The organism is Lentzea rhizosphaerae (assembly GCF_042649515.1).
In the GTDB taxonomy this organism is placed as follows: Bacteria; Actinomycetota; Actinomycetes; order Mycobacteriales; family Pseudonocardiaceae; genus Lentzea; species Lentzea aerocolonigenes.
Genome location: NZ_JBHRZI010000017.1, coordinates 313,495 through 330,896 on the forward strand (window position 1 = coordinate 313,495; position 17,402 = coordinate 330,896).

18 protein-coding genes and 1 tRNA gene are annotated in these 17,402 nt (G+C 68.5%); 6 read left to right on the forward strand and 13 right to left on the reverse strand.

The window, feature by feature from the left end; genetic code table 11:
* Positions 1 to 213 precede the first annotated feature (213 nt).
* Positions 214 to 1,128 (forward strand): sensor histidine kinase, encoded by a 915-nt coding sequence (locus tag ACFOWZ_RS23075; RefSeq protein WP_382375690.1) that lies wholly within the window; start codon positions 214 to 216, stop codon positions 1,126 to 1,128.
* Positions 1,129 to 1,379: 251 nt separating this feature from the next.
* Here the strand turns inward: ACFOWZ_RS23075 and ACFOWZ_RS23080 are convergent, their stop codons facing one another.
* The 3 genes from ACFOWZ_RS23080 to ACFOWZ_RS23090 form a co-directional block, all read right to left on the reverse strand.
* A complete protein-coding gene (locus ACFOWZ_RS23080) occupies positions 1,380 to 1,985 on the reverse strand; it encodes a response regulator transcription factor (RefSeq protein WP_030465100.1) in 606 nt (201 codons plus the stop codon).
* A gap of 244 nt (positions 1,986 to 2,229) precedes the next feature.
* Complete coding sequence (locus ACFOWZ_RS23085) at positions 2,230 to 2,910, reverse strand: SDR family NAD(P)-dependent oxidoreductase (RefSeq protein ID WP_382375692.1); 681 nt, start codon at positions 2,908 to 2,910, stop codon at positions 2,230 to 2,232.
* 66 nt (positions 2,911 to 2,976) lie between these two features.
* The gene (locus tag ACFOWZ_RS23090) at positions 2,977 to 3,567 is read right to left on the reverse strand and encodes a TetR/AcrR family transcriptional regulator (protein WP_382375694.1); all 591 of its coding nucleotides are present in this window, start codon (positions 3,565 to 3,567) and stop codon (positions 2,977 to 2,979) included.
* Between the two features lie 89 nt (positions 3,568 to 3,656).
* On the opposite strand from ACFOWZ_RS23090, the gene ACFOWZ_RS23095 reads away from it, so the two are divergent.
* From ACFOWZ_RS23095 to lipA, 3 genes are all read left to right on the forward strand, one after another.
* Positions 3,657 to 3,965 carry a hypothetical protein gene (locus ACFOWZ_RS23095; RefSeq protein WP_382375696.1) on the forward strand — a complete coding sequence of 103 codons (309 nt, stop codon included), beginning with the start codon at positions 3,657 to 3,659 and terminating at the stop codon, positions 3,963 to 3,965.
* Positions 3,962 to 4,864 (forward strand): oxidoreductase, encoded by a 903-nt coding sequence (locus ACFOWZ_RS23100; protein ID WP_382375698.1) that lies wholly within the window; start codon positions 3,962 to 3,964, stop codon positions 4,862 to 4,864. The genes ACFOWZ_RS23095 and ACFOWZ_RS23100 overlap by 4 nt, the downstream gene beginning before the upstream one ends.
* A gap of 96 nt (positions 4,865 to 4,960) precedes the next feature.
* Positions 4,961 to 5,962: a lipoyl synthase gene (gene lipA / locus ACFOWZ_RS23105; protein WP_382375700.1), complete on the forward strand. Its 1,002-nt coding sequence runs from the start codon at positions 4,961 to 4,963 to the stop codon at positions 5,960 to 5,962.
* Positions 5,963 to 5,965: 3 nt separating this feature from the next.
* Here the strand turns inward: lipA and ACFOWZ_RS23110 are convergent, their stop codons facing one another.
* The 4 genes from ACFOWZ_RS23110 to ACFOWZ_RS23125 all read right to left on the reverse strand — a co-directional run bounded on the left by ACFOWZ_RS23110 (position 5,966) and on the right by ACFOWZ_RS23125 (position 9,074).
* Complete coding sequence (locus tag ACFOWZ_RS23110; RefSeq protein WP_382375702.1) at positions 5,966 to 6,991, reverse strand: saccharopine dehydrogenase family protein; 1,026 nt, start codon at positions 6,989 to 6,991, stop codon at positions 5,966 to 5,968.
* 9 nt (positions 6,992 to 7,000) lie between these two features.
* Complete coding sequence (locus ACFOWZ_RS23115; RefSeq protein ID WP_382375704.1) at positions 7,001 to 7,294, reverse strand: hypothetical protein; 294 nt, start codon at positions 7,292 to 7,294, stop codon at positions 7,001 to 7,003.
* 84 nt (positions 7,295 to 7,378) lie between these two features.
* Positions 7,379 to 7,861: a GNAT family N-acetyltransferase gene (locus tag ACFOWZ_RS23120; RefSeq protein WP_382375706.1), complete on the reverse strand. Its 483-nt coding sequence runs from the start codon at positions 7,859 to 7,861 to the stop codon at positions 7,379 to 7,381.
* Between the two features lie 13 nt (positions 7,862 to 7,874).
* Positions 7,875 to 9,074, reverse strand: coding sequence for a cytochrome P450 (locus ACFOWZ_RS23125; protein ID WP_382375708.1), 1,200 nt, complete (start codon positions 9,072 to 9,074; stop codon positions 7,875 to 7,877).
* Between the two features lie 64 nt (positions 9,075 to 9,138).
* Here ACFOWZ_RS23125 and ACFOWZ_RS23130 point away from each other — a divergent pair, with 64 nt between their 5' ends.
* Positions 9,139 to 11,367 (forward strand): LuxR C-terminal-related transcriptional regulator, encoded by a 2,229-nt coding sequence (locus ACFOWZ_RS23130; protein ID WP_382375710.1) that lies wholly within the window; start codon positions 9,139 to 9,141, stop codon positions 11,365 to 11,367.
* A 3-nt stretch (positions 11,368 to 11,370) separates the two neighbouring features.
* On the opposite strand, the gene ACFOWZ_RS23135 is transcribed toward ACFOWZ_RS23130, so the two are convergent.
* The 6 genes from ACFOWZ_RS23135 to ACFOWZ_RS23160 form a co-directional block, all read right to left on the reverse strand.
* On the reverse strand, positions 11,371 to 11,739 hold the full coding sequence (locus ACFOWZ_RS23135) for a hypothetical protein (protein WP_382375712.1): 369 nt from the start codon (positions 11,737 to 11,739) through the stop codon (positions 11,371 to 11,373).
* Between the two features lie 97 nt (positions 11,740 to 11,836).
* Complete coding sequence (locus tag ACFOWZ_RS23140) at positions 11,837 to 12,013, reverse strand: hypothetical protein (protein WP_382375714.1); 177 nt, start codon at positions 12,011 to 12,013, stop codon at positions 11,837 to 11,839.
* A gap of 63 nt (positions 12,014 to 12,076) precedes the next feature.
* Complete coding sequence (locus tag ACFOWZ_RS23145; protein WP_382375716.1) at positions 12,077 to 12,601, reverse strand: hypothetical protein; 525 nt, start codon at positions 12,599 to 12,601, stop codon at positions 12,077 to 12,079.
* Positions 12,602 to 13,189: 588 nt separating this feature from the next.
* Positions 13,190 to 13,264, reverse strand: a tRNA-Val gene (locus ACFOWZ_RS23150).
* 36 nt (positions 13,265 to 13,300) lie between these two features.
* Positions 13,301 to 13,765, reverse strand: coding sequence for a peroxiredoxin (locus ACFOWZ_RS23155; RefSeq protein WP_382375718.1), 465 nt, complete (start codon positions 13,763 to 13,765; stop codon positions 13,301 to 13,303).
* 83 nt (positions 13,766 to 13,848) lie between these two features.
* Positions 13,849 to 14,280, reverse strand: coding sequence for a DUF3052 domain-containing protein (locus tag ACFOWZ_RS23160; protein WP_030465132.1), 432 nt, complete (start codon positions 14,278 to 14,280; stop codon positions 13,849 to 13,851).
* A 319-nt stretch (positions 14,281 to 14,599) separates the two neighbouring features.
* Here ACFOWZ_RS23160 and aceE point away from each other — a divergent pair, with 319 nt between their 5' ends.
* Entirely contained in the window at positions 14,600 to 17,359 is a 2,760-nt protein-coding gene (gene aceE / locus ACFOWZ_RS23165) for a pyruvate dehydrogenase (acetyl-transferring), homodimeric type (protein ID WP_382375720.1), read from the forward strand.
* Positions 17,360 to 17,402: the final 43 nt, after the last annotated feature.

Genomic DNA, 17,402 nt, shown 5'->3' on the forward strand with positions numbered 1-17,402 from the left:
GGGGCCGGACGCGCGACGTGCCCACTCTTGGGGCCACTCTCGGGCCACTCTCGGGCCACTCTTGGGGGAATCGTGAATGACTCGCCTGGATCGCCGAGACCCGGCTGGATCATCCACGCCGTTGTGGCGGGCATCTGTCTGACCGACGTGACGCGGCTGCTTCTGCGGGACCGGGAAACGACTCATTCCGCCACATATCTCATCGCATTGGCCTTGGCCCTCGCCCTGCAGGGGCTCCAATTCGGCGGCCTGAACACCCCCGCACGCCGCCTCGCCCTGGCCACCCAGGCAGTGCTCGTCTTCCTGCCGTTCCCCCTCACCGGCCAGCTCTGGACCGCGGTGCCCGGCCTGGTCGCCGGCAACGCGCTGGCGCTGTTCAGACCGGCCGCGGGCTGGACGGTGTTCGCCCTGGTGGCCGCGGCGACGAGCCTCCTGCAGACCTCCGCACCGGCCTCACCCCTGGAAGCCGTGATCGCGACGACCGCGACGGGCCTGCTCGTCTCCGGCATCACGTTCCGGCCCGCGGCACCTGAACCGGTCGGCGCAGCCCTCGCCGAGGAACGCCTGCGCGTCGCCCGCGACCTGCACGACCTGCTCGGCTACAGCCTGAGCGCGATCAAGCTGAAGAGCGAGCTGGCCCACCGCCTCATCTCCGAACGCCCGGACAGAGCCCAGGAGCACCTGGCCGATATATTGGATATCGCCGGAAACGCCCTCACAGACGTGCGGTCACTGGCCCGCAGCTACCGCCGTCTGTCGCTCTCGGACACCTCACATTCGGCGAAGACCATGCTGACCGCCGCGAACATCGACGTCCGCGTCGAGCTGGACCACGACCCGTTGCCGGAAGAGATCGAAACGGTGCTGGCCGCAGTCCTGCGAGAGGCCGTCACGAACGTTCTGCGCCACAGCGAGGCGGAGAACTGCGCCATCACCGTCCGCCAGACCGGCGATGAGGTGAAGCTCGACGTCGTAAACGACGGCGCCACCGACCGCCCGAGCTCCTCGGACTGCAACGGCGTCCGCAACCAGGCCGAACGCGTGCAGGCGGCGGGTGGCGTGTTCATCGCCCGGCACGTCGGCACGGACCGCTTCCACGTCCACGCCGCCATCCCGATCGCGGCCTGATCCGGCCACCCACCCCGAGTCACCACCGATATATCAGTTGGCCGCCACCACGCCGCTGACCTGCTTGAACACCCCGGATGCAAAGAACGTTTGCGGACGTCCGCAAACGTTTTTTGCATCCGGGATCTCCAACACAAGGACGGCGACCGCGTGACCTGGACTTTTGCAACAGGACGTTTGCGGACGATGACAAACGTCCTGTTGCAACGCCCTCGGCCAAGCCCAGACAGAACATGGCCGGAGACCAGGGGTCAGAACCAGCCGGCCTTGCGCGCGATCCGCACCGCGTCCACGCGGTTGCGCGCGTCGAGCTTCGCCGTCACCGCCGTCAGGTAGTTGCGGATCGTGCCGACGGACAGGAACAGCGTGCTCGCGATCTCCATGGCGTCCGCACCGTCGGACGCCAGCCGCAGCACCTCCAGCTCGCGCGGCGTGAGCGGGCACTCGTCGGTGTCCCACGCCGAGAGCGCCAGCTGCGAGTCGATGACCCGGCGGCCGACGGACACGCCGCGGATGGCGTCGGCGAGCTCGTTGATGGGCGCGTCCTTGAGGATGAAACCGTTCACGCGAGCGTTGAGGGCGCGGCGCAGGGTTCCGGGGCGGCCGAGGCTCGTGAGGATCAGGGTGCGGGTCCCGGGAGCCGTGTCGTGGATGACCGTGGCCGCCGAAAGGCCGTCCATACCGGGCAGGTCGATGTCGAGGACGGCGACGTCCGGTTGACTCCTCGCAACAGCCGGGACGATTTCGTCACCTGTTGCCACCGACGCGACGACCTCAATGTCTGGTTCGAGATTCAACAACGCGACCAATGCGCCGCGGACCATTTGCACGTCCTCGGCGAGTAACACTCTGATCATCATCGGCCCCCTTGCCGGGTCCCCCCTGCCAACTTTCCGAGTTTTACACTCGGTGACCGCACGGGACAAGCATTTGAGCCGACGATGCCTTTCACTACTCCGAATGCCTTAAAGCAATTCGAAATATCGATGGGCTGATGCCGCCCTGTCACTGAGCGCTAACGCATTGCCACTGCTCCGGCCGCGCGCGAGCGGAACTCGAGCGGCTCTCAGTACCCATCACAACCGTGAACGCGACAACCGCTCAGCGGGTCTCGCCCCAGCGCTCCAGCAGTTCCAGTCCGCCATCGACGGTGATCACCTGACCCTGGATCCAGGCGGCCTCCTCCGTGCACAGCAACGCGACCGCGTTCGCCACGTCCTCCGGCACCGTGACCCGGCCGGACGGGCTCTTGATCGCGAGCCGGTCCACCAGTTCCGGGTCGATGTTCATCGGGCCGTTGTCGACCACCGTCGTCACGACCGCGTTCACCGCCACCCGGTACCAGGCCATCTCCAGTGCCAGCGTGCGGATCACGCCGTGCACGGGCGTCACCGTGTAGCCGGCGATGACGACTCGGCCGCCGTCGACGAACGCCTTCGCGAGCGGTTCCACGACGTTCAGCAACGGCGTCAGATCCGGGGAGACGGCGTGGTGCACGAACAGGTCGAGCCGCCCGCGCTCCAGCTTCACCTGCTCCAGCAGGGACCGCACCGCGCTCTCGTCGTGCAGGTCCAACGGCACGACGGACGCCGAACCCGGCTTGCCCGCGAGCACGAGCATCGCCCGGTCGGCGTCGACGTCGCCGGGGGACGTGGTGAGGATGACGTGAGCGCCGTTGTCGCAGAGCTTGCCGGCTATGGCAAGTCCGAGACCGTGTGTGCCCGACGTGACAAGGGCGATCTTGCCGTCGAGTCCCAGGCGCGTGTTGACCGGTTCGATCATGATGCTGACCACCTCGTTGTCCGCGTGGTGATCGACGTTGCGCCCGGCCGCTAGGGCCGAACTCGACTACTTCTTGCGCAAACCCTCCAGCACCCGCAGGATCGCGCGTTCGACGTCGCGGCCGGTGCGCTTCGGGTCCGACGAGCTCGCGATCGTGCTCGCCCCCGACGACAACGCGCCGAACAGCAACCGCGCCATGATCTCCACGGGCAGGTCCTCGATCTCGCCCGCGTCGACGAGCAGCTGCACGGCCGAGCGGAGCAGACCGAAGCTGAAGTGCTCCTCCGCCTCGCGCCAGCGCTCCCAGCCCATCACCACCGGCGCCTCGTGGACGATGATCCGCTGATACTCGGGGTCCAGGCACTTGCGGACGTACGCGCGCAGGCCCGCGACCGCGATCTCCCACGGGTCGCCGTCGCTGCTGATGACCGCGGTCAGCGACTCGATCGACTGCGTCTCGACCTGCGCGAAGGCCGCCTCGAACAACGCCTGCTTGCCGCTGAAGTGGTGGTACAGCGCGCCTTTCGTCACGCGGGCTCGTTTCACCACCTCGTCGAGCGAGGTACCCGCGTACCCGCGTTTGGTGAACAGGTCGACGGCGCTGTCGACCAGCGCCTGCCTGGTCGACTCCGAGTACTCGGCGCGTCGTGTTCGCACGGGCGAAACGTATCTCACATACCGACGGTACGTACCGGTGGTATGGTCGTGTCATACCGAGGGTATGCGAGAGACCGGGGGTACGAGACATGGGCTGGGCAGACCACTACCGCCGCCGTGACGCGCTCGACGCCGTCCTGCGCGACGCCCGCCGCGACCCGTCCGCACCGCTGATCGTGGATCCGGACGTCTTCTCGTCGCTGCAGGACCTGCTGCTGGCGCTCGATCACCGCTGGCAGAACAAGCTGACCGCACGCATGGAGACCGCCGCACTGGAGGGCCGCGTGGACGAGGACCGCGTCACCGCGGAGCTCGCCGCCGAGGAGCCGGTGTTGCGGGCCGTGCTCGACGCACACCTTTCGCTCGGCAGTTACCGGACGGTAGGAATGACTCCATGAGTCGTTGGACCGAAGCCGACATTCCCGACCAGACCGGCCGCACCGTCCTCGTGACCGGCGCGAACTCCGGTCTCGGCCTGCGCACCGCCCAGGTGCTCGCGGCCAGAGGAGCCCACGTGATCATGGGCTGTCGCTCGGTCCAGCGCGGCGAACAGGCACGGCAGACGGTCGCGGGGTCGGCCGAGGTCCTCGAACTGGACCTCGCCGACCTCAGCTCCGTCCGCGCCGCCGCGGAGAAGGTCACTGAAAAGGTCGGCCAGCTCGACGTTCTCATCAAAAACGCGGGCATCATGGCCGTCCCGCTCGGCCAGACCGTCGACGGCTTCGAGCGACAGTTCGGCACCAACCACCTGGGCCACGCCGCCCTGACATGGCTGCTGCTGCCCGCACTTAGGCAACGTCCGGGCGCACGCGTCGTGACTGTCGCCTCTCTCGCGCACCAGTACGGCCGGATCGACTTCGACGATCCGAACTGGGAGCGTCGCTCGTACAGCTACCGCGGCTCCTACGGCCAGTCGAAGCTCGCCAACATCCTGTTCGCGCGTGAGCTGGACCGCCGCGCATCGGACGTGACCTCCATCGCGGCACATCCCGGTGTGACGGTCACCGAACTGACCAACAACATGGCGAGCGAACACAAGTCGTTGTTCCTGCGGATCGGCGGCAAGATCAGCCACCTGTTCTCGCAGTCCGTCGAGATGGGCGCGCTGCCGCAGCTCTACGCGGCGACGTCACCGGACGCGCGCGGTGGCCAGTACTACGGCCCGGACAGCTTCAACGGCTACCGCGGCCACCCCACCGTCGCGCGGATGACCGCCGCCGCCCGTGACGACCTCGCCGCGAGCCGCCTGTGGGACCTCACGATCAAGATGACCGGGATCACACCCGACCTGCCGTGACGACGGATGCTCGACCAGAAGCCCGGTTTCGGCGTTCATCCTCAGGCGAAGCGTGCGTGATGCCGGACACCCGGCGGCGCAGCGTAGGGTGAGGTGGTGACTGTGGTACCTGAGGGTCGGAAGCTGCTGCGGCTCGAGGTCCGCAACAGCCAGACGCCGATCGAGAAGAAGCCCTCGTGGATCAAGACGCGGGCGAAGATGGGCCCCGAGTACCGGGAGCTCAAGGGTCTGGTCAAGCGCGAGGGCCTCCACACGGTCTGCGAAGAGGCCGGCTGTCCCAACATCTACGAGTGCTGGGAAGACCGCGAGGCCACGTTCCTGATCGGCGGCGAGCAGTGCACCAGGCGCTGCGACTTCTGCCAGATCGACACGGGCAAGCCCGCCGACCTCGACCGCGACGAGCCCCGCAGGGTCGCCGAGTCGGTCCAGGCGATGGGCCTGCGCTACTCCACGGTCACCGGTGTCGCCCGTGACGACCTGGAGGACGGCGGCGCGTGGCTGTACGCGGAGACCGTCCGCCAGATCCACGAGATGAACCCCGGCACCGGCGTCGAGCTGCTGATCCCGGACTTCAACGCGGTCCCGGAGCAGCTCGACGAGGTCTTCGAGTCACGTCCCGAGGTGCTCGCGCACAACCTGGAGACCGTGCCGCGGATCTTCAAGCGCATCCGCCCGGCGTTCCGCTACGAGCGGTCCCTCGAGGTCATCACCAAGGCCCGCGAGTTCGGCCTGGTCACGAAGTCGAACCTGATCCTCGGCATGGGCGAGACCCCCGAGGAGGTCACCGAGGCGCTGGCCGACCTCTACGACGCGGGCTGCGACATCATCACCATCACGCAGTACCTGCGCCCCTCGCCGCGGCACCACCCGGTCGAGCGCTGGGTGAAGCCCGAGGAGTTCGTCCAGCACAAGGAGACGGCCGAGGAGATCGGCTTCCTCGGCGTGATGGCGGGTCCACTGGTCCGTTCCTCCTACCGCGCCGGACGTCTGTACGCGCAGGCGAAGCAGAAGCGCGGAGAGGACCTGCCGGAGAACCTCCAGCACCTGCTCACCGTCTCGGCGTCGCAGGAGATCACGAGCCTCCTCGCGCCCCGCTGACCCTCAGGAGAAGCGGACCTCGCTCACGACCACGCCGTCGAGTTCGCGCACGAAGTCGGCGCCGAACGCGCTCGACGGCGTGTGCGAGCCGGGCGCCACGCCGTTGATCTTGCCGATGGCGCGGAGCACGGAGTCCGCGGTGAGGCTGTAGGCGTTCGGCGTGGTGATCGCGCACTCGACCTTGGTCTTGGCGTCCCACGCCTCGCCGAACACCTCCGCGCGCGTGTTGGCCCGCTTGCGCTCGTCGGGCCCCTTCACCTTCCCTGCGACGGCCTTGGCGACGTTCTGCACGAGCGATGTCTGCAGCACGGGCGCGAACACCTGCTGGAGCTGTCCGATCAGGCCCGGCACGACGGTGAACGTGGTGATGTTCGGGATACCGGTCGAACGGTATGCAGTAGACACATCACCCCACGGGATACTGCCTACTTCACGCGGCCCGGACCGGAAGTAGGCGGTCCGGCGACGGTGCCCGATGCGGACGTTCCTCAGGTCGCCGTTCACCCTGATCCGCCCACCGACCGCGGAGGCCTCGACCGAGGTCTTGGCGGTGCCCGCGCTCGCTCCTCCTCCGACGACGAACGCGAGATCTAGGTGCGTGGCGGTCGGCAGGGCGTTCTTCAGGATGGCGGCGACACAGTCCGTGGGCACCACGTCGAACCCGGCACCGGGCAACAGCACGATGCCGGCCTTGCGCGCGTCGACGTCTCTCTGGCTGATGGACTCGAAGACGTCTATCTCGCCGGTGATGTCGAGGTAGTGCGTGCGGGTCTTCAGGCAGGCGTCGACCATCGCGTCGGAGGTGTGCGCGAACGGTCCAGCGCAGTGCACGACGGCGTCGACGTCTTCGAGGTTCGCCGCCGCCTGGCTCAGGTCGAACGCCCGGTGCTCCAGGCCCAGAGCGGCGGCGACCGGTTCGATCTTCTCGTTCGAGCGACCGGCGAGGATCGGCCGTTCGCCCCGCTCGACCGCGAGTTCGGCGATCAGTCGTCCGGTGTAGCCGTTGGCGCCGTACACCATCCACGTCATGCCGCGACCTTACCGGCGAGTAGCGTTGAGTGAGGCAAACAATGAGCCAATCAACAACAGTGCTCCGACACCGATCACCGGCAACGCCCAGAGCAGCCTGCGGTGCCTCAGATCGGCGCAGATGTCCACATAGGCCGGTCCGACCGCGGCCGCCGCCGGCTCGTCGAAACCGATGCCCAGCCCGTTGCCGCACGGGATCAGCGACCCGCTCGGCGACTCGACGGCCAGCATCACGAAGAGGATCGCGCCCCCGCCCAGGAGGAACGCGAGGCCGACGACGACGGCGAACGTGCGCACTGACATGGAAGAAAGTTACGTCTCAAATGGACTCGGGGATAGCCCTGGTCAGACGCATTGGGGTTCATCCCCTAATCCCCCGCTGAACGCTCACACGCCCCCACTCGGAAAGAACGAGTAGCGCTGCTCCACCCGGCCGTGGCGCGGATGCGGCGCAGGGTCGCCGACCTTGATCCATCCGAGGCGCTCGTAGAGCCGCACGCCCCGCTCGTTGTCGACGTAGACCAACAGCTGGGCGCCCGTGTACCCGCGCGCCGTCAGGGCATCGGGCAGTGCGCGCAGCAACGCCTCGCCGACACCCTTGCCCCACGCGTCGGGATGCACGCCGACGTAGTTGATGTAGGCGACGCCTGGCTCCGTCTCATGTGGACCGCCGGCCAGGAAGCCGACCGCCTCACCGCTTTCACACGCCAGCAGCAACAACGACGGCTCGTTCGCCAGCGCGTTCTCGATGCCGGGACGCGCCTGGTCGAGCGTCGGGACCTCGTCGTAGCCGTCCCTGGCCGTGACCGCGTGCGCCCAGATGAGCGCGGCCGTGTCGACGTGTTCGGGTCCCCCGTGAACGATCTCCATGCGCCCCAGAGTGTCAGCGCCTCAGCACGACGGGAAGCGATTTGAGGCTGACCATGATGTCGTTGTGCGTGACCGGCGGCTGCTCGGTGGCGGAGCAGACCGTGTGCGGGAACCGGGTCACGAGCTCGCGCAGCACGGTTTCGGTCTCCAGCCTGGCGAGCGCCGAGCCCAGGCAGAAGTGCGGTCCGTGGCCGAACGTCGCGTGCCCGGTCGTCGCGCGGTCGACGCGGTACCGTGCCGCGTCCTCGTGGGCCGCGGGGCACCGTCCGGCGGAGCCGAGGTTGATCAGCAGGAGCGTGTTCTCCGGCACCGTGACGCCGCCGATCTCGACCGGCTCGGTGGTGATGCGGTGGGTGGCGTTGCGGACCGGCGAGTTCTGCCGCAGCGTCTCCTCGACGAGCACGGGCACCAGAGCGGGGTCTGCCGCTGCCTTCTCCCACAGGTCGTTGTCCAACGCGTCGTGCACGACGTTCGCGATGAGGCCCGCCGTCGTCTCGTGGCCCGCTACTACGAGAAGGAACGCCATCGCTATCAGTTCGTCGTGGGTCAGCCGGTCGCCGTCCTCCTCTGCGACGACCAACGCGCCGAACAACGAGTTCTCGTCGAGCGCGCGATTCGTGAGCAACGTGTGGAAGTAGCCGCCCAGTTCGTCGCTCGCGGGCTGGGACACCTCGGGCTCCATCGACATCATGGTCTCGATCAACGTGCGGACGCGGGCCCGGTCGTCCTCCGGCACCCCGAGCACCTCGCCGATGACGTGCAGCGGCATCGGCACCGCCAGCGCGTGGACGAGGTCGATCTCTTCGCCGACCGGCAGCCGGTCGATCAGTTCGGTGGTGATCGCCTCGATGCGAGGTGCCAGCGCCTGCACGGCCTGGCCGTTGAACGCCTTCACCGCGAGCGCGCGCAACCGGGCGTGCTTCGGGTTGTCACTGTTGAGCATGCTCGGGCCGAAGAGCCCGGCGAGATCCGTCTGCGTGCTGCCCAGCTCGGCCAGCTGGCGTTTGATCTCGCGTTGCAGGGCGTCGCTGTCCTTGGACAACCGCTGGTCCAGGAGCAGTTTGCGGGTGAGGTCGAGTCCGACCGTCACCACGTGCATGCGTACGCCGTTCGGCAGCGTCACGGCGTGCAGGGGTCCCTCTGCTCGTGCGTCGTCCTCGATCCGGTGGTGGTCTCGTGCGCGTAGATCGCCGCCGGTCAGCAGGTTCGACATGGTCGGGGCTCGCCTCCAAGGAGATCGACGAAGAGTGTCGGTGCTGTGGCTTAGTGTGCTGGGCATGACGTCGTTCGTAGGCCGAACCGCGCAGCTCGACGAGGTGGCGCGGCGGCTGTCGGTGGACAGGGCGGTGACGCTGACCGGAGTCGGTGGCGTGGGCAAGACGCGCCTGGCCCTCGCGCACGCGGCCGCGGTGCACGGCTCGTACGCCGACGGGGTGTGGCTGGCCGAGCTCGCCCCTCTGCGCGACGACCAGGAGGTCGTGCGCACGGTCGCGCACGCCGTCGGCATCCGCGACCAGTCCACGCGCGACTCGATGGGCACGCTCGTAGGTCATCTGCGCGCGCACCCCCGGACGTTGCTCGTGCTGGACAACTGCGAGCACCTGCTCGCCGAGTGCGCCGGGCTCGTCGCCGCGCTGCTGAGCGAGGCCACCGAACTCCGCGTGCTCGCGACCAGCCGCAGCCGGCTGTCGATCCCCGGCGAGTCGGTGCTGACCGTGCCGCCGCTGACCGTTCCTCCCGCTGTCGTTTCTACTCTGGAGGAGGCGAACGTCCACGAATCGGTCCGGTTGCTGGTCGACAGGGCGCGCAGCGGGCGCGGCGGCGAGTGGGAGCCGTCCGAGGACGACGTCCGCCACCTCGTGAGCATCTGCCGCCGCCTGGACGGCCTGCCCGCCGCGATCGAGCTGGCCGCCGTGCGGTTGCGGTCGATGTCGCTCGCCGACCTCGACCTGCGGCTGACCGAGATGTTCAGGCTCCTGAACCGCGGCTCGGCGAGCACGCTGCCGCGGCACCAGACGATGCGCGCGATCGTCGACTGGTCCCACCAGCTCTGCACCGGGCAGGAACGGCGGCTCTGGGCGCGCCTGAGCGCGTTCCGCTCGTCGTTCGACCTGGCCGCCGCCGAGAACGTGTGCTCGTCCGACGAGCTTCCGTCCTGGGAGATCGCCGACGTGCTGCACGACCTGGTCGACAAGTCGCTGGTGATCCCCGACGCGGGCCGCGTGCGGTTCCGGCTGCCCGAGCCGATCCGCCAGTACGGCGTCGAGCTGCTCGGCGCCGAGGCACCCGTTGTGCGGCAACGGATGGCGGGCCACTACGTCGCCACGGCGGCCCACGTGGCGCGGTCCTGGTACGGCCCGGACGAGCTGGTGCTGCTGCGTCAGGTGCGCGCGGACATGCCGAACTACCGCGCGGCGCTCGAGGTGCTCGGCGCCCACCCGGACGCGCTGCGGCTCGCGACGGACCTGGCCCGCACCCGCGAGTCGTTCTACAACGGCTGGCTGCCGGAGATCCGCTCGATCCTGGAGCAGGCCCTCGCCGCCACACCGCCGGAGCCGGACCCGGCACGCCTCGGTGCCCTGGCGGCGCTGGCGTTCATCGTGCTGTGCCAAGGCGATCCCGTCGACGCGATCGTGCGGGAGGCGCTGGAACTGGCCGAGACGCTGCCGCCGGGTCCCGTGCCGGCCGTCGACAACGTGCTCGGTCTGGTCGCCCTGTTCGCCGCCGCGGACGCCGAGGAGGCCTTCGCCCGCTTGACGGCAGCGCGCGACGCGATGGCGGCGATGGGCCCGGACTGGGCGGGTGACCGTTCGATGGCGGTCGTGATGCTCGCGAACACCGCGGCGTTGCTGGGCGACGCCGAGCAGGCGCGTTCGTACACGAAGCAGTGCTACGACGAGCTGGACGCGGCCGGCGAACCGTGGCTCCGCATCTGGGCGTTGTGGACCATGGCCGTGGCCGAGCTCCGCTTCGGCACCGCCGCGACGGCCGAGGAGTTGCTGCGCCGGGCGTTGCGCGACCAGCTCGACATCGGCGACCGCTGGGGCCCGACGTGGGCGGTCGAGGTCCTCGCGTGGATCACCGCAGCCCTCGACCAGCCCGAGCGCGCGGCCGAGCTGCTGGGCGCGGCGTCGGCCATGCAGGTGATGGCGGGAGTGGGCGTCGCCGGCATGAGACCGATCGCCCTGCACCGCGCCGCCTGCGAACGCCGCCTGCGCAGGGCCATGGGCGACCGTACGTTCGAGGCCTGGTTCGCCCGCGGCGCCCGCATCACCGACTACGACCAGGCCGTGGCGCTGGCCCTCTCGCCCGGCGAAGGACTCCTGACTCCGGCGCAGACCAAGGTCGTCAGACTCGTGGCGGCGGGCCGCACGAACCAGCAGATCGCCTCCGCGCTGCACGTCTCCGTCCGCACCGTCGAAAGCCACGTGGCCCGCGTCCAGCAACAGCTCGACCTGCCGAACCGCGTCACCATCGCCGTGTGGTGGCAGAAACAACAGCCGTGAGCACTACAGGGCGTCGAGCGCCCGGATCGACTCCACCGCGGGCAACCGAGGCGGCGGCGCGGCGATCGCCTTGCGCCCGAGCACCCACCCGGGCAGGTGGTGCTGCAACGCCGCCCGCCCCTGCGCCGTGATGTCGACCGGCGCCGCCATCCCGTGCTCCACGGCCCGATCTGGCCGCACCCACGTGATCCAGTGGCGCTGGTGGAGGATCTCCAAGTCGTCGGCGTCCCACTGCTTGGCCGGCCGGTGCTCCAGGTACCAGCTCGTGGCCCCGCGGTGCACGCCGCCCTGCTCGGCCAGCGCCAGGAGCTTGATCTGCTCCTGCGTGACGGTGGTGCTGACGGGCTTCACGGCCTTGGCCTTGCGCTTCACAGGTCGAGTCCTTCGGGGTGGCGGGCCCAAACGTCCTCCGGCAGCGGTCCAAAATACGGCACGACCGCGGCTCCCTCCAGATCTTGTGCGAGCCGTCTCACAGACATCTGGACAAAGGACACGGCACCGCGTCGGCCTTGCTGGTCGTGCGAAACGGCTGCCCGTTGTTGGTCACCGTCTGCACGCCGCTCCTCCCCTCGGTGGACCAGTCGAACTCGATCACCCACGTGCAGTCGCACTCGGAGGTCCGGGCGGTGACGGTGAAAACCTCCACCTCCGTGGCAGAAACGCTGTAGGGAAACGGATCGGATCGGCCCGAACCCCTTGAGCCACCAGTTCAGCGGCCGTCCCGGAGTCCAGGTCGTCGGGAAAGCTGACGGGCTGCCGGCTGTCCGGGTCCACGGCCATGTAGTGCGAGTAGACCGGCCCACCGCACTGCCGGTAGAGCAACGTCCCCTTTCAACGGCGGCCGCTTCTCCAGGATCTTGACCCGAACACCGGTGATCGCCACGTTGCTGGCGGCTTCACGCCCCTGCACGGTCACGGTGAACGCCGCCTCACTGGCCTGCGCGCCGTCCTTGGAGTGCTCCCAGGTGGCCCACTGCTCCGGCGACAACGACACGGACGAATCCGGCGGCGACGACGTGGAAGGCGCATTCCGCACAAGCACCACGGTGACCGAGGCCGCGATCACGAGGAGGCAGACGAGGATCATCACGGTCCACCGCGGCCCGAGACTGAGCACGAAACTGTTGCCGCGGAAGAACCCGACGTTGCCGTAGTTGGACCCGAGCTGGGCGACCGTGTCCGCTTCACCCTCGACGCGGTTGGTGGTGGAAGACGGTTCCGGTTCCTCGTGCACCGGCCGACCTCCTGCGTCGCAGCAGGTTCTACGCACTTGCGGCTTCGGCCGAGATCTTCGGTGTGTTACGGAATTCCACCTGGGTGGGCGCGACAGCGGGCCTACTCCGGTCCAGCGCTCGGCGGAGCCTCAGGGCTCGCCTGGTTCTGTCGCCGCCACGCCCACAGCGCAGAAACGACAAGGCCCAAGCCAACCGTGCTGAGGATCACCACGACAGGTTCCACGCTCGGCCGAACTTCGATCTGAGGGGAGTAACGCTGCATGCACTCTTGAGTTGTCATCCAGTCCGGGCACTCGAACAGAACCGGGGTGCCCGGCTTGGAAGACGTGTTCGCCGAGGGCGCGGACGGCTGAGTCAGGAAGATGACCAACCCTGCCACGCAAAGAGAGAACCCGAACATGCCCACGGATCGGATCAAGTCGCGTGACACGTCGTACTCCCGATCATCGGCTGCGACTGCGGGCTGAGCAGCTGTGGATCAGCGACGACGGTACCGTCGACCGCGCGGAGCTCAACCAGCCGCCCGCCGTGGTGCTCGCCGACGAGGGCGGGATTCCTTGCGGTCCGTGGTGTGGACAAGCCACACGTGGTGGGCGCGACAGGGATCGAACCTGCGACCGCTCGGGTGTAAACCGAGTGCTCTTCCGCTGAGCTACACGCCCCGACACCCGCGCCCGCACAGGGCGCAGGTACCTACATCATGCCTTGAGAGAGGCTACGGCCTTCTTCCAGGCGTCCTGATCGCGGGCCTCGCCGGGCGCGTTGACCTCCGCGAACCGGACGACGCCGTCCACGTCGACCAGGAACGTGCCCCGCAGCGCCATGCCGACGGCCTCGTTGAACACGCCGTAGGACTGGGCGACGGCGCCGTGCGGCCAGAAGTCGGACAGCAGCGGGAACTGGTAGCCCTCCTGGTTCGCCCACGCCTTCAGCGCGAACGGCGAGTCGACCGACACGCCCAGGACCTGGACGTTCTCGTCCTCGTAGGTCGCGATCTCGTCGCGCAGCTGGCAGAGCTCGCCCTGGCAGGTGCCGCTGAACGCGAACGGGTAGAAGACCAGGAGCACGCTCTTCGAGCCTCGGAACGACGACAACGTCACAGGCTGCTTGTTGTAGTCGTTGAGCGTGAAGTCCGGGGCTTCCGAACCGACCTCGACCGCCATGAAACAGACCTCCGGTGTGACCAAGACGAACCCACGGACGACGAGATCGCCCGTGGATCAACCCTATGTCAGCCGGAGGCTGCTCAGCGCTTCGCCTTGGTTGACTTCGGCCACACCAGGCGGGTGCCGGCCCAGTCGTCGGCGACGCTGATGTTCGAGGTCTGCGACAGGCCCGCGGTCGGGACGGCCTCGGCGATGTCCGAGGGCTCCACGTGGCCGGGACGGCCGGTCTTCGGGGTGAGAACCCAGATCACGCCGTCCTCGGCGAGCACACCGGTGGCCTCGAGCAGAGCGTCGACCAGGTCGCCGTCGTCCTCTCGCCACCAGAGCAGCACGACGCTCACCGTCTCGTCGGCATCCTCGTCGAGGAGGTCGCCCCCGATCTGCTCCTCGACGGCGGCACGGAGGTTGTCGTCGACGTCCTCGTCCCAGCCGAGTTCCTGGACGACCATGCCCGATTCGATCCCGAGCTTCTCGGCGACGCCGATCTTGCCGGCGTCTTCCGCGGCGACCACGGTTTTCACTCCTCCAACTACGCAAGAGCGACAGCCCTAAGACTGCCGCCAGAGTCCGTTACTCGCGCTAGCGAACACTGTCAGCTACCTCCGGCGCAACTGTTGACCACGTGACACGCCGTAACAGGGACCCCTGTGGAGATCCCTACACTGGCATGAGGCACGCTCTACATACCTCTTATCGCGCGCGCGTGAGCGACACGATCCAGAACTACCGATCAGTAGCGGTGACGAAGTCGTCGCGCAAGGACAACGATAGGAGCGCGTGGCACGGTTTCCGGGCCAGCGCGAGTACCGCCAACGAAGCCGAGGAGACACCTTGAGCCCGCAGAACACCGGCCCCGAGCGGGTACGTGTCATTCGCGACGGCCTGGCAGCCCACCTGCCGGACATCGACCCCGAAGAGACGTCCGAGTGGCTCGAGTCGTTCGACGAGGTGCTCAAGGGCGGTGGGCAGCAGCGCGCCCGCTACCTGATGCTGCGGTTGCTGGAGCGTGCGCGTGAGAACCACGTCGGCATGCCCGCGCTGACCAGCACGGACTACGTCAACACCATCCCCACCGAGCGGGAGCCGTGGTTCCCCGGTGACGAGGAGGTGGAGCGCCGCTACCGCGCGTGGATCCGCTGGAACGCCGCGATGACGGTGCACCGCGCGCAGCGTCCCGGCGTGGGTGTCGGTGGCCACATCTCGACGTACGCGTCCAGCGCGTCGCTCTACGAGGTCGGCTTCAACCACTTCTTCCGCGGCAAGAACCACCCCGGTGGCGGCGACCAGATCTTCATCCAGGGCCACGCCTCCCCCGGTGTGTACGCCCGCGCGTTCCTCGAGGGCCGCCTGTCCGAGCACCAGCTCGACGGCTTCCGCCAGGAGTACTCGCACGCCGGTCCGGGTGGCGGCCTGCCGTCGTACCCGCACCCGCGCCTCATGCCGGACTTCTGGGAGTTCCCCACGGTCTCCATGGGCATCGGCCCGATGAACGCGATCTACCAGGCGCGGTTCAACCGCTACCTGCACGACCGCGGCTTCAAGGACACGTCCGACCAGCACGTGTGGGCGTTCCTCGGCGACGGCGAGATGGACGAGCCGGAGTCGCGCGGCCTGCTGCAGCTCGCCGCGAACGAGCACCTCGACAACCTCACGTTCGTGGTCAACTGCAACCTGCAGCGCCTCGACGGCCCGGTGCGCGGCAACGGCAAGATCATCCAGGAGCTGGAGTCGTTCTTCCGCGGTGCCGGCTGGAACGTCATCAAGGTCGTCTGGGGCCGCGAGTGGGACGCGCTGCTGCACGCGGACCGCGACGGCGCGCTCGTGAACCTCATGAACGCCACGCCCGACGGTGACTACCAGACCTACAAGGCGAACGACGGCGCGTACATCAAGGAGCACTTCTTCGGCCGCGACCCGCGGACGAAGGCGCTCGTCGACGCCATGAGCGACGACGAGGTGTGGAACCTCAAGCGCGGTGGCCACGACTACCGCAAGGTCTACGCGGCGTACAAGGCGGCGACCGAGACCGTCGGCCAGCCGACCGTGATCCTCGCCAAGACGATCAAGGGCTACTCGCTCGGCAAGCACTTCGCGGCGCGCAACGCGACGCACCAGATGAAGAAGATGACCCTCGACGACCTCAAGGGCTTCCGGGACAGCCTGCGCATCCCGATCTCCGACGAGGTGCTCGAGAAGGACCCGTACCTGCCGCCGTACTACCACCCCGGGCAGGACTCGCCGGAGATCCAGTACATGCTGGAGCGCCGCCGTCAGCTGGGTGGTTTCCTGCCGGAGCGCCGCACGAAGTCCAAGGCTCTCGTGCTGCCGGGCGACAAGGTGTACGACGGCATCAAGCGCGGCTCCGGCAAGCAGGAGGTCGCCACGACGATGGCGTTCGTCCGGCTCGTCCGCGACCTCGCGAAGGACCCGGAGATCGGCCCGCGCATCGTGCCGATCATCCCGGACGAGGCGCGCACGTTCGGCATGGACTCCATGTTCCCGACGCAGAAGATCTACAACCCGAACGGCCAGGCGTACACCTCGGTGGACGCCAACCTGATGCTCGCCTACAAGGAGTCCGAGCAGGGCCAGATCCTGCACGAGGGCATCAACGAGGCGGGTTCCACGGCGTCGTTCACGGCGGTCGGCACGTCCTACGCCACGCAGGGCGAGCCGATGATCCCGATCTACATCTTCTACTCGATGTTCGGCTTCCAGCGCACGGGCGACGGCCTGTGGGCGGCGGCGGACCAGATGGCGCGCGGCTTCGTGCTCGGCGCCACCGCCGGCCGCACCACGCTGACCGGTGAGGGCCTGCAGCACGCCGACGGCCACTCGCTGCTGCTGGCGCACACGAACCCGGCCGTGATCGCGTACGACCCGGCGTGGTCGTTCGAGGTGGCGCACATCGTCAAGGACGGTCTGCGGAGGATGTACGGCGAGAACGCCGAGAACGTCTTCTACTACATGACGGTCTACAACGAGCCGTACGTGCAGCCCGCCGAGCCGGAGGGCCTGGATGTGGAAGGCCTCCTGCGCGGCCTCTACAAGTACCAGGACGGCCCGCAGACCGGCGGCCCGCGTGCCCAGATCCTCGGCTCGGGCGTCGGCCTCCCGTGGGCTCTCAAGGCCCAGCAGCTGCTGGCCGACGAGTGGGGCGTCTCCGCCGACGTGTGGTCCGCCACGTCGTACTCGGAGCTGCGCCGCGACGCCGTCGACACCGACCGCCACAACCTGCTGCACCCAGACGCCGAGCCGCGCGTGCCTTACGTGACGCAGGTGCTGCAGAACGTCCAAGGCCCGGTCGTCGCCGTGTCCGACTGGGCGTCGGCGATCCCGGACCTGATCCGCCCGTACGTCCCGACCGACATGACGACCCTGGGCACGGACGGCTTCGGCTTCTCCGACACCCGCCCGGCCGCCCGCCGCCACTTCCTGGTGGACGCGGAGTCCGTCGTCGTCGCCACCCTGGCCGCCCTGGCCAAGCGCGGCGAGGTCGAGCAGTCCAAGGTCGTCGAGGCGGCCCGCAAGTACCGCATCGACGACGTGCAGGCCGCCGGCCCGTCCACGTCGGACGCGGGCCTGGCGTAGCTCTCAGGGGCCTTTGAGGGGCCGTTCCGCTTCGGCGGGGCGG

What these genes read in the sequence shown, in the direction of transcription:
- ACFOWZ_RS23080 (WP_030465100.1), bottom strand. Translation starts at nt 1,985, where the DNA reads ATGATCAGAGTGTTACTCGCCGAGGACGTGCAAATGGTCCGCGGCGCA.
- ACFOWZ_RS23085 (WP_382375692.1), bottom strand. Translation starts at nt 2,910, where the DNA reads ATGATCGAACCGGTCAACACGCGCCTGGGACTCGACGGCAAGATCGCC.
- ACFOWZ_RS23095 (WP_382375696.1), top strand. Translation starts at nt 3,657, where the DNA reads ATGGGCTGGGCAGACCACTACCGCCGCCGTGACGCGCTCGACGCCGTC.
- ACFOWZ_RS23100 (WP_382375698.1), top strand. Translation starts at nt 3,962, where the DNA reads ATGAGTCGTTGGACCGAAGCCGACATTCCCGACCAGACCGGCCGCACC.
- ACFOWZ_RS23110 (WP_382375702.1), bottom strand. Translation starts at nt 6,991, where the DNA reads ATGACGTGGATGGTGTACGGCGCCAACGGCTACACCGGACGACTGATC.
- ACFOWZ_RS23115 (WP_382375704.1), bottom strand. Translation starts at nt 7,294, where the DNA reads ATGTCAGTGCGCACGTTCGCCGTCGTCGTCGGCCTCGCGTTCCTCCTG.
- ACFOWZ_RS23120 (WP_382375706.1), bottom strand. Translation starts at nt 7,861, where the DNA reads ATGGAGATCGTTCACGGGGGACCCGAACACGTCGACACGGCCGCGCTC.
- ACFOWZ_RS23125 (WP_382375708.1), bottom strand. Translation starts at nt 9,074, where the DNA reads ATGTCGAACCTGCTGACCGGCGGCGATCTACGCGCACGAGACCACCAC.
- ACFOWZ_RS23130 (WP_382375710.1), top strand. Translation starts at nt 9,139, where the DNA reads ATGACGTCGTTCGTAGGCCGAACCGCGCAGCTCGACGAGGTGGCGCGG.
- ACFOWZ_RS23155 (WP_382375718.1), bottom strand. Translation starts at nt 13,765, where the DNA reads ATGGCGGTCGAGGTCGGTTCGGAAGCCCCGGACTTCACGCTCAACGAC.